This is a genomic window from Bradyrhizobium sp. (assembly GCF_049691595.1).
GTDB lineage: Bacteria > Pseudomonadota > Alphaproteobacteria > Rhizobiales > Xanthobacteraceae > Bradyrhizobium.
Genome location: NZ_JBAVNZ010000051.1, coordinates 1 through 10,260, shown reverse-complemented (window position 1 = coordinate 10,260; position 10,260 = coordinate 1). Strand labels below are relative to the sequence as shown.

Here is a 10,260-nt window from a genome sequence, read left to right as displayed (position 1 = left end):
ATCTCGGACAGCACGGTGTCGAGGACGGGGTCGCCGGAGGAGGATTTCAGGTTGGCGGCGGCGTCGCGCAGCCGGGTCACGGTGGAGGCTTGCAGTTTGCCGGCGAGCAGCCCGATCTTGAGGTCGTCGAGCACGTCGAGCGCGCCCCTGCCGCGCGCCACCGACCGCTTGCGGCGCTCGGCGGGGTCCTCCACCCCCTGCAAAGCCAGCAGCGCATCGATATTGCCGGCCGATTTTGGCGCGGTAGCGGAGCGGGTCTCCTCCGGCACCGCGGTCTGCTCCGGCAGCGAAAAGCCGGTCGAAGAGGTGCGCCGCGCGTCTCTCGCAGGCGATCCAAGCGTGGTGCCGTTCGGTCCGGTGATGCGCATGGGCGTGGTCTCGCAAGGCTTGATGGCCGGCAGCATCGCTCGCTTGTGGTTAATGAGACGTAAACGACCCGGCAAAATCTGCCGCCGGCCGGCAGTTTCGCCGCCGCAACGCCAATTCGGGGTATCGAGCTTTCCAAAATTTTTAACCAAATCAAAGCCTTGCGAGACTGGCCGGAGGTGGCACGGCGCTCGCATAGGCAATGCCGGATCGCCGTCATGGGAGTGGCTGGTGATCCCGGGAAGACATTTGGGGGAGCACAGGATGCCCGGCATCCATTCGCAGCAATTTTCAAGGCTCGCCTGTGCCGCGCTGGCGGCGCTGGCGCTGTCGGCCGCCTCCGCGGGCGCGACGTCGCGGATCAAGGACCTCGCCAATATCGAGGGGGTGCGGCAGAATCAGCTGATCGGCTATGGCCTCGTCGTCGGCCTCAACGGCACCGGCGACACCTTGAACAACATCCCCTTCACCAAGCAATCGCTGCAGGCGATGCTCGAGCGCATGGGCGTCAACATCCGCGGCGCCACCATCCGCACCGGCAACGTCGCCGCCGTCATGGTCACCGGCAACCTTCCCCCGTTCGGCACCCAGGGCACGCGGATGGACGTCACCGTCTCGGCGCTCGGCGATGCCAAGAATCTGCAGGGCGGCACCCTGCTCGTCACCCCCCTGTTAGGGGCCGACGGCAATGTCTACGCGGTGGCGCAGGGCTCGCTCGCGATCTCCGGCTTCCAGGCCGAGGGCGAAGCCGCCAAGATCGTGCGCGGCGTGCCCACCGTCGGCCGCATCGCCAACGGCGCCATCATCGAGCGCGAGATCGAATTCGCGCTCAATCGTTTACCCAATGTGCGGCTGGCGCTGCGCAACGCCGATTTCACCACCGCCAAGCGCATCGCCGCCGCGGTCAATGATTTCCTCGGCGTCAAGACCGCCGAGCCGATCGATCCCTCCACGGTGCAGCTTGCCATCCCGGCGGAATTCAAGGGCAACGTGGTCGCCTTCCTGACCGAGATCGAACAGCTGCAGGTCGATCCGGATCTCGCCGCCAAGATCGTGATCGACGAACGCTCCGGGATCATCGTGATGGGCCGCGACGTCCGCGTCGCGACCGTTGCCGTGGCGCAGGGCAATCTCACCGTGACGATCTCCGAGAGCCCGCAGGTCAGCCAGCCCAATCCGCTGTCGCGCGGCAGAACCGTGGTGACGCCGCGCAGCAACGTCTCGGTCTCCGAGGACGGCAAGAAATTCGCGGTGGTGAAGGACGGCGTCTCGCTGCAGCAGCTGGTCGACGGCCTCAACGGGCTCGGCATCGGCCCGCGCGACCTGATCGGCATCTTGCAGGCGATCAAGGCCGCCGGCGCGATCCAGGCCGATATCGAGGTGATGTGATGCCGGACAGCAGCCGCCTGACAAGCGCCATTGCCGGCAGCATGGCTTCGAAAGCGATGATGCCGCACTTCAAGGGCCGTCCCGACCCGCTGTTCGCCGACGCGCTGACAAAAGTCTCGCCGCAGGCGCAGGCCAAGGCCAAGGCGACCGCGACCGATTTCGAGGCGATGTTCCTGAACTCGATGTTTTCGCAGATGACGACCGGCCTCAGGGGCGAAGGCCCGTTCGGCGACACCCCCGGCACCGGCGTCTGGCGCTCGATGCTGACGGAAGAATACTCGAAATCGTTCGCCAGGGCCGGCGGCGTCGGCATTTCCAACGACGTGTTCCGCACGCTGATCTTGCAGCAAGCCAATCGCGCCGGCCAATCCAGGGAAAACCCGACATGAACCGCAATCCTCAACCGCAACAGGCACCCGCTCCGGTCCCGGTCGCATCGACGCCGGCCAAGGCCCGCAAGCTGGCCGAGGATCTGATGGATATCATGAGTGTGCTGCTCGCAGTGATCGAACGCGAAACCGAACTGGTTCGCGCCGGGAAGGTGCAGGAGGCGATGAAGCTGGAGCCCCAGAAGACGGACGCGTCCCGCCGCTATGTCAACGCGCTCGGGCATCTGAACGCCAGCCAGCAATATCTCGCCCAGGTGGCGCCGGAGCTCCTGACCACGCTGCATCGTCACCACGACGTGTTTCGCGCCATGCTGCAGATTAATCTCACCGTGCTGGCCACATCGCACGCGGTGTCCGAGAGCATCGTGCGCGGCGTCAACGCCGAAATGCAACGCCGCAATGTTCCAAATACTTATACATCAGCCGGCCAGCGCGCGACGCCGGGACCGCGGCACATGACGCCGCTGTCGGTCAGTCGCTCGCTCTGACGTCCCGCCCGCCGCCGGCTGGCAATACCGACATTTTTAATCAAAATCGCGCGGCGATTTACGCGCAAAATTGAGCACATTCTCTAACTGACCATTGAGGGATGCCGGCGCATAGTTGCGATTCGAGAGGGGTTGGGATTTGACTCGAGGGAAGCCAGGAGGCTGCCGTGAGTACCGATTTCAGCATCAAGCCGGTTGGGTCACCGGTTGCTACGCCGATTGTGCAGCCCGCGAGCGAAGCGGCGCACAAGGCGGTCACGACGGAACTGCCCGCGCCGCAAAGCGTCACGGCGGCGGATGCGGGCAGGCGCGTGCGCAACGATACGCAGACCGCAACCCCTTCCGTATCGCGCCAGGTCGTCGTCGATCAGGCCGCGGCCTCGATCGTCTATCAGGTCATCGACAATCTGACGAACACGGTGGTGACGCAGTTCCCCGATGAAGCCGTGCTGCGACGCCGCGCCTATTTCCACACGCTCGACCTGACAAAAAGCGGCCCCACGCGGCTTGCCGTGACCGACCGCAAGGCCTGAACAAATGGCTTAAATCTACCGGGTTGCCTGGCGATGGCGGTATCGAGACAGCTTGAGCCGATCGCGGGACCGGAGACAACGTTGTTGTTGATTTGCGCCAGGTAGCGCCGGCCCCCTGCGATGAGTCGCGCATGCGATCACTTCAGCAACTCCGCTTCCCGCTTGATAAGCTTTCGAAGCTCCTTCAATGAATTGTAGAGAGAGCCGCTCAGTATCAGCTTGCTTGCGGTCTCGATCGACTTTCTGAAGCTGGGCACCGCCTCCAGCAGGTCCTTGACGAAGCCCATGTACAGGTCCTGGTATTTCGGGATGTCATTTTCCAGATACATCATCTGAACGCAGAGATAGAGCCGCTTCACCGGGGTATTGGCGGTCTCCGCGGTCAGGATGTCCTTCTCCCGCAGGATCGGAGCCTCCCCCTCGATCAGCAACCTCGTTCGCGCATCCGAATTGGTAATGACGCTTTGACCGATGATGATCCGCTCGAAAGGCTTCAGTTCAACCTTCAGCGCCATGCTGTTATCTCCATGCGCCCGCACGACGAGCAATTGCATTCGGGACATCCCGAGCCGCGGCGGCTATCCTAGCACTGAACGAATCCTCCTGGCGAATATCCGGCGATTCGGCGCCTAAGACTGCATCAAACCAATGGCTCTCAGGGCGGAACATGTGCGCCTCTTGCAATCGTTCGGAAGCGGCCTGAAAGCGGGATCAATTTATGTTCGAGTCGTGCCGAACCTGATGACCGCGGCCAGCAGCGCATCCAGGTCGCAGGTGTCGGTGCGGTGATTGACGATAGCGGCGCGTATTGCGAGCTGGCCGTCGATCAGCGTGGTCGACGGCGCCGCGATCCCCGATTCCTGAATATCGATGACGATATCGCCATTGACCTTGTTGGCGTCGGCCGCGCGGTAGCGGAAGCAGACAATGTTGAGCTGGACCGGCGCCAGCAACTCCAGCCGCGGCTCGCTCAGGATCCGGGCTTCCAGATATCCGGCAAGCGCACAGGTGCGTGTGATGACCGCGCCCAGCTTTTCGGTGCCGTAGGTCTTCAACGTGAACCAGGTCTTGAGCGCCCTGAAGCCGCGCGACAGATCGGGGCCGAGGTCGCAAGGCCAGGGCGAGCCCGCGGCAAGCCCTCTGGTCTCCCGGCTCAGATATGCTGCCGGCGCGGCGAAAGTCTCGCGGTGCCGCTCGCCGTCCCGGACGATCAGGAAGCCGGCATCATAGGGCACCTGGCCCCATTTGTGGAAATCGAGCGCAATCGAATCCGCGTTTTCAATCCCGGCAAGCCGCGGCGCGAGCGCCGGCGAGAGAATCGCGAGCGCGCCATAGGCGCCATCGACGTGAAACCAGAGTTGCTCCTCGCGGCACAGCGCGCTCAGCGCCCGGAGATCATCGATGGCGCCGATATCCACCGTCCCGGCCGACCCGACGACAAGGAAAGGCTTCAGTCCAGCTTTGCGGTCCAGCGCGATCCGGGCGCGCAGCGCTGAGACGTCGATGCGGTGAGAACGATCGACCTTGATACACCGCAACGCATCGCTGCCGAAGCCTGCGACGTCCATTGCCCTGGTGATGCAACCGTGCGCCGCCGTCGAGGTATAGGCCGTCAGCGCCGCACCTTCGCCGCCGACGCCGCGCTGGCGGACGGACCGTCCGAGTGCGGACGTTCGCGCCACCAGCACCGCCATCAGATTTGCCATCGACGTGCCGGTGACGAAGATCCCGCTCGCCCCGCTCGGCAACCCGAACATCGAGGCCATCCACTCGACGATCTGACGTTCGACCTCGATCGGAATGTGATCGCGCCCGCCGAGATTGGCGTTGAGTCCGGCCGCCAGCATTTCCGCCAACATGCCGACGACGTTGCCGCCGCCGTGCACCCATCCCATGAAACCCGGATGAACATTGCCAACCGCATAGGGGACGATGAAATCGGTGAATTCCCGATAGACCTCGCCGAGTTCGGAAGGCTTTTGCGGAAGCGTGGCGTGAAACCGCGCGCGAACGTCGTCCGGTATCGGTCTCCAGACCGGGCGCTCTCTGATATTGGCGGCGTAGTCGATCATGTCATCGAGCATGCGATGGCCTTGCGCGCGGATGTCGTCCCAGTTCCGTGGATCGAGGGTCTCGCTCGACTCGGATTGCAGGCTTGCTTCGCGCAGGACCTTTGTCACGCCGCGCGCTCCCGCTCCTGTCGGGCGCGACGGTAGAGCATCGCCGCGAACGCCTCAAAGATTGCGCACATCTGCGGTGGCTTGTAGGGAAACAGGTCAGGCGAATCCATGTTGTGCACGACAGCGGTATTGTCCGCCTCGAAGATCAACAATTCGCCGCGCTTGTTCTCCGCGCAGTCGACCGTGAAATAATCGAGGCAGACCCGATCGACCATCCCGGCCAGCGCCGATTGATGGCGGCGCGCGAAGCCAATGTCGAAGGTGCGCATGAAGGTTTCTTCCTCGAGACGCTTGGCTGCGCTCTCGGACATTCCCGCATTGAGATACCAGATGTCCCAACGATCGGCGATCGCCATGTGGCACGCGTAAGGCCGGCCATCGACGAACACCACGCGGTATTTGCGAAACAGGCCGTCTTCGCTGGCGTAATCGACGAAGCGCGCGACAAAGAAATCCTGCTCCGGTCGTTCCGCAAGATAGCGATCGATCGCGGCGCGATCGTCGAGCTTGGCGAGCCCGACGCCGGCATGCGAACCGCGCGGCCGCACGATGACCGCAACCGTATCGCCCTCGACATCGTCCCCGGCAACGTCAACCAGCAAGTCGATCGGGCGAGACGTCTCTACCAGTTGCGCCCTGCTGACGCAGGCGGTCGCGGGAATGTCGATGCCATCAATCCCGCGCAGCAACCGGTACAGCTTGTCGCGATCCAGATTGCGAACGAGGCGCGGTGGATTGAGCATCGGGCGCGGCCACTGTGCCGCGACCCGATCGATGTCGGCGAGCGCTCCGATGCATTCTTCCGAATCCGATGCGACCACGATCGCGATGTCATGGTCCGGGAGCGGCGCCGGCAATTCCGTTCCCGGCACGACGTACAGCGTCGTCAGTTCGATGTCGGAGCCTTCGAGCAGGAATTCGACCGGCGTATTGCCGCCGATGTCGATGGCTGCCGCCAGCGCCAGCACCCGCAACCCCGGCTGCGCAGCCGAGCACGGAGACCTGTACAACCGGTGAAAGTGGAGCGCTTCGGCCTGGATCGACAGGCCGGTCTGCTTTTCGCCAAGCAACTGCGCGATCAGTGACAGGTCCAGTGCCACACCCGCATCAGCCGTCCCGTCTACCACCTGCTCCATCAGGCTCAGCCACAGGGGGTGCAGATCGATCCCGTCGAACGCCATCCTTGTGAGTCGTGCAAAACCGATGCGATCGGCGGCCACGACGTGGTCGCCACGCTCGTTGATTTCAGTATCCATGCGCCCTCCCCGATATTGTTCGTTGGTCTGCATGCAAAAGCAGCAATTCGATTTTTGCGACGACGGCTGTGGCGCGGTCAGGCCTGCGCTGCGGATTATCTTTGGGCTGCAAGGCCGCCATAAGATGCCTCTCGCACGGTCACTGTTGGCCCGCGGCGTGGCTACGGCGTGGACTTCGTTGCAAAACGCTAGATTGGTTTGGTTAACGAGACTTTAACGGCTAACGGCCGCGCGCGGGAGCCGGATCAGATGGCCTGACCGCACCTCGATGCAGCGGCCGGGCGCGCTCAAACGAGATCGGCGTAGGCCGTGTTGAGCACGGTGGCGCCGGTCGCGGGATTCGTCACGACCGTCTTGATCTGCGCGTGACCAACCTTCTTCAGCAGAAACTTGGTGTCCCCGATCCGGAAGGAGTTGTCCTTGATCAGCACGTCCTGAAATTGAATCGGGCCATTGCCGCTCTGGTATTTCACCTTGGCGCGGAACCCCTGAACGTCCGAGATCGAGAACGAAAACTTCTCGCCGGTGGAATACGTCCCCTTCCAGGTGCCGGTATAATGGGTGGGATCGACCGGGACATACTTAGCATTCGACGAAGACGGCGTTGGCGCCGTCTTGTAGCTGCTGCTGAGAATGCTGACGATGTCCGCCATGGCATAATTCCTGGCTTAATTCGTACGGCTGTTCAGGCGCGCCCGCTCAATCCTGCTGCAATGTTGCGGTTGATCTCGATCAGGGACTTGAAATGCTCGCGCTGCGGGCTGATCTGCAACGCCGCGGTCTGGGACAGCACGAAGATGCTGATATTTGCGATCTTCTGCCGCACGTCCAGCGGCTGCGGGTTCTCGTCACGCTGAGCTTCGCTGAGAAAGATCGACCAGAGCTTGCGGTTGAACATCAGCGCTTCGGACGTCTGCGCAAACGTCGCGTCGGCATTGATCATGACGGCGTGCAACTTGTTCGCCGCCATCAGCAAGGCCTGGGCTTCAATATCACGGGGGGACGAGGTGGTATTCGCGACGCGCGCGTAGGCTTGGGCAGCAGCACTAGACATTCGTCACCTCAGCAACCCCTTGTTCCGTCTGACAAGCTTCCCGATTTCCGTTCGAGAAACCGTAAAGGCAGCCACTTAAGATTGACTTACCCGCGGCCTCGATTTGCGCCCGGAAGCTCCAGATCGCCTCAGGCAGATCCCTTCGAAGTTCGCACCGGCGGTCCGGCTTCCGTGAAGCGAGATTCCGGTCCGAGACGATCCCGTGGCGTTCCGCCAAGGGGGCATTCACGCCCAGCTCGAGCCGGACGAAAAATCCGCTGATCAAAAAAAGATACGTTATTTCAATATCTTGCGCGCGTGCGGATGGCAAACCCGCTACCCGCCCGGACGGATGCGAGGAAACCGCCCGACCGACTTATGGTTTCGTTAACCACGTTCGGTAAGCAGCGGTTAATCATATTTTAAAAGCTTTTGTTCATATCTGGCGATGGGTTGGAATCAGGAAGCGCGTTGACCCGGACCAAGCTGCCGGCGAAGCACACTTAAGGGAAGGCATTCAATGTCCGACATCGTCCTTACCGCGGCAGTCCGCCAGAATCTGCTCTCCCTGCAGGGTACCGCCGAGTTGCTCGCGACCACGCAGACCCGCCTTGCCACCGGCAAGAAGGTCAACAGCGCGCTCGACAACCCGACCAACTTCTTCACCGCCGCCGGCCTCGATGCCCGTGCCAGCGACATCAGCAACCTGCTCGACAGCATCGGCAACGGCGTGCAGGTTCTGCAGGCCGCCGACACCGGCATTACCTCGCTGCAAAGGCTGGTCGATACCGCCAAGTCGATCGCCAACCAGGCGCTGCAGCAGCCTTCAGGCTACAGCACGAAGTCCAGCATCCAGTTCACCGGTACGGGCGTTCCGAGTGGGCCTGGCGGAGCGACCGCCGCCGACCTCACGACCAGCAAGCTCAACGGCGGCGTTTTCACTTTCACGAATTCCGCAGGCACGGCCGCCACGATCACCATCGGTAATGCGCCTGTCTCTTTCAATCCCGTGACCAAGACGGCGCAGGTCCAGTCGGTGGCCCAATTGAACCAGGCGCTGGCGGACGCGGGCGTCAATCTTTCGACCTTGATCACCGGACCTGACAGTCTGACCTTTACGTCGACCAACGATGGCGCGGGCCAGGTGATCACCGGCACCGCAGCTCCGGCCGCTCCCGCCGCGCTCGACGCGATCAACATCAGCGCCAACGCTGCTGGTGGCGGCGCCGGCGGCGCGGTCGTTGCGGCGGTACCCGACCCGGCGTCGCAGACCGCTCGCGCGACCCTCGTCAGCCAGTATAACCAGGTCATTCAGCAGATCACCACCACGGCGCAGGACGCCTCCTTCAACGGCATCAACCTGCTGGATGGCAACTCGCTGAAGATGATCTTCGACGAAACCGGAAAATCGACCCTGACGATTGCCGGCGTCACCTTCAATCCGGCCGGTCTTGGCCTGGCTTCGCTCGCCCCCGGCACCGACTTCACGGACAACGTCCTGACCGGCAAGGTTTTGACCGCGCTCAACACCGCCAGCCTCACGCTGCGTACGCAGGCGTCGGCCTTTGGCGCCAATCTGTCGATCGTGCAGATCCGCCAGGACTTCTCGAAAAAACTCATCAACGTGTTGCAGACCGGCTCGTCCAACCTGACGCTCGCCGACACCAACGAGGAAGCGGCCAACAGCCAGGCGCTGTCGACCCGCCAATCGATCGCGGTATCCGCGCTGTCGCTCGCCAACCAGTCGCAGCAGAGCGTCCTTCAACTCCTGCGCTAATTACTGGTTTCGGCGACGGTACGGGCAAGGAAGTTACAGCGGCGAGGCTTTGCCTCTGCAGTCACGGCAGAAAAAAACGGCGGGGCGCAAGCCCCGCCGTTCTGGTTTGTCGGAAGTTTCGCCGAGATCAGCGCAACAGCTGCAGCACGTTCTGCTGCGACTGGTTGGCCAGCGACAGCGCGGAGGTCGCGATCGACTGGCGGGTCGACAGCGCCTGGCTGTTGGCCGCTTCCTCGTTGGAGTCGGCCAGCGTCAGCGCGGACGAACCGGTCTGCAGCACGTTGATGATGTTCTTGTTGAAGTCCTGCCGGATCTGCACGATCGACAGGTTGGCGCCGAAGGCCGACGCCTGCGAACGCAGCGTGATGCTGGCGGTGTTGAGCGCCGTCAGGACGGTGTTGGTCGCATTGGTGTCGACGAAGTCGGTGCCGGCGGTGAGCGCCTTCAGGCCGAGACCGGCCGGACTGAACGTGACTCCGGCGATCGTCACGGTCGACTTGCCGGTTTCGTCGAACACCAGCTTCAACGAATCGCCATTCAGCAGGTTGATGCCGTTGAAGGAGGCATCCTGCGCCGTGGTGGTGATCTGCGTGATGATCTGGTTGTACTGGGTGACCAGCGACGCGCGCGTGGCCTGCGACACCGCGTCGGCCACGGCCGCATTGACGGTGCCGACGGTGGCAGTCGTTGTGCCCGTGATATCGACGCCAGCGCCGGTGGGCGCGGTGCCGGTTTTGGTGATGGTCTGGCTCGCGGCGTCGTTGGTCGAGGTGAAGGTCAGCGTATCTGCCGTCGCAGAGACTCCGGCATTTACGGTGATGTTGTTCGACGCCAACACGCTGTTGAGCT

12 protein-coding genes are annotated in these 10,260 nt (G+C 62.8%); 5 read left to right on the top strand and 7 right to left on the bottom strand.

Going from position 1 to position 10,260, the window contains the following annotated elements; genetic code table 11:
* The coding region (locus tag WCE35_RS02190) for a flagellar assembly protein FliX (RefSeq protein WP_424591699.1) at positions 1–368 on the bottom strand (368 nt) is incomplete at its 3' end.
* Positions 369–630: 262 nt separating this feature from the next.
* Between WCE35_RS02190 and WCE35_RS02185 the strand changes: the two genes are divergently transcribed.
* The 4 genes from WCE35_RS02185 (at position 631) to WCE35_RS02170 (ending at position 3,165) form a co-directional block, all read left to right on the top strand.
* A complete protein-coding gene (locus tag WCE35_RS02185; RefSeq protein ID WP_424591698.1) occupies positions 631–1,755 on the top strand; it encodes a flagellar basal body P-ring protein FlgI in 1,125 nt (374 codons plus the stop codon).
* A gap of 41 nt (positions 1,756–1,796) precedes the next feature.
* A complete protein-coding gene (gene flgJ / locus WCE35_RS02180; protein ID WP_424591700.1) occupies positions 1,797–2,144 on the top strand; it encodes a flagellar assembly peptidoglycan hydrolase FlgJ in 348 nt (115 codons plus the stop codon).
* The gene (locus WCE35_RS02175; protein ID WP_424591697.1) at positions 2,141–2,632 is read left to right on the top strand and encodes a hypothetical protein; all 492 of its coding nucleotides are present in this window, start codon (positions 2,141–2,143) and stop codon (positions 2,630–2,632) included. The genes flgJ and WCE35_RS02175 overlap by 4 nt, the downstream gene beginning before the upstream one ends.
* A 167-nt stretch (positions 2,633–2,799) precedes the next feature.
* Positions 2,800–3,165 (top strand): hypothetical protein, encoded by a 366-nt coding sequence (locus WCE35_RS02170; RefSeq protein WP_424591696.1) that lies wholly within the window; start codon positions 2,800–2,802, stop codon positions 3,163–3,165.
* A 137-nt stretch (positions 3,166–3,302) separates the two neighbouring features.
* On the opposite strand, the gene flbT is transcribed toward WCE35_RS02170, so the two are convergent.
* The 5 genes from flbT to flaF form a co-directional block, all read right to left on the bottom strand.
* Positions 3,303–3,680 (bottom strand): flagellar biosynthesis repressor FlbT, encoded by a 378-nt coding sequence (gene flbT / locus WCE35_RS02165; protein ID WP_424591695.1) that lies wholly within the window; start codon positions 3,678–3,680, stop codon positions 3,303–3,305.
* Between the two features lie 201 nt (positions 3,681–3,881).
* The gene (locus WCE35_RS02160; RefSeq protein WP_424591694.1) at positions 3,882–5,345 is read right to left on the bottom strand and encodes a pyridoxal phosphate-dependent decarboxylase family protein; all 1,464 of its coding nucleotides are present in this window, start codon (positions 5,343–5,345) and stop codon (positions 3,882–3,884) included.
* Positions 5,342–6,601, bottom strand: coding sequence for an ATP-grasp domain-containing protein (locus WCE35_RS02155; protein WP_424591693.1), 1,260 nt, complete (start codon positions 6,599–6,601; stop codon positions 5,342–5,344). The genes WCE35_RS02160 and WCE35_RS02155 overlap by 4 nt, the downstream gene beginning before the upstream one ends.
* 287 nt (positions 6,602–6,888) lie before the next feature.
* Positions 6,889–7,254, bottom strand: coding sequence for a hypothetical protein (locus tag WCE35_RS02150; RefSeq protein WP_424591692.1), 366 nt, complete (start codon positions 7,252–7,254; stop codon positions 6,889–6,891).
* A 32-nt stretch (positions 7,255–7,286) separates the two neighbouring features.
* Positions 7,287–7,655, bottom strand: coding sequence for a flagellar biosynthesis regulator FlaF (gene flaF / locus WCE35_RS02145; protein ID WP_424591691.1), 369 nt, complete (start codon positions 7,653–7,655; stop codon positions 7,287–7,289).
* Positions 7,656–8,154: 499 nt separating this feature from the next.
* Between flaF and WCE35_RS02140 the strand changes: the two genes are divergently transcribed.
* Complete coding sequence (locus tag WCE35_RS02140; RefSeq protein WP_424591690.1) at positions 8,155–9,411, top strand: flagellin; 1,257 nt, start codon at positions 8,155–8,157, stop codon at positions 9,409–9,411.
* Between the two features lie 127 nt (positions 9,412–9,538).
* Here WCE35_RS02140 and WCE35_RS02135 read toward each other — a convergent pair.
* On the bottom strand, positions 9,539–10,260 hold a 722-nt coding region (locus WCE35_RS02135; protein ID WP_424591689.1), incomplete at its 5' end, for a flagellin.

Coding starts and splice junctions, on each gene's coding strand:
- WCE35_RS02185 (WP_424591698.1), top strand. CDS start 631: ATGCCCGGCATCCATTCGCAGCAATTTTCAAGGCTCGCCTGTGCCGCG.
- flaF (WP_424591691.1), bottom strand. CDS start 7,655: ATGTCTAGTGCTGCTGCCCAAGCCTACGCGCGCGTCGCGAATACCACC.
- WCE35_RS02155 (WP_424591693.1), bottom strand. CDS start 6,601: ATGGATACTGAAATCAACGAGCGTGGCGACCACGTCGTGGCCGCCGAT.
- WCE35_RS02175 (WP_424591697.1), top strand. CDS start 2,141: ATGAACCGCAATCCTCAACCGCAACAGGCACCCGCTCCGGTCCCGGTC.
- flbT (WP_424591695.1), bottom strand. CDS start 3,680: ATGGCGCTGAAGGTTGAACTGAAGCCTTTCGAGCGGATCATCATCGGT.
- flgJ (WP_424591700.1), top strand. CDS start 1,797: ATGGCTTCGAAAGCGATGATGCCGCACTTCAAGGGCCGTCCCGACCCG.
- WCE35_RS02140 (WP_424591690.1), top strand. CDS start 8,155: ATGTCCGACATCGTCCTTACCGCGGCAGTCCGCCAGAATCTGCTCTCC.
- WCE35_RS02150 (WP_424591692.1), bottom strand. CDS start 7,254: ATGGCGGACATCGTCAGCATTCTCAGCAGCAGCTACAAGACGGCGCCA.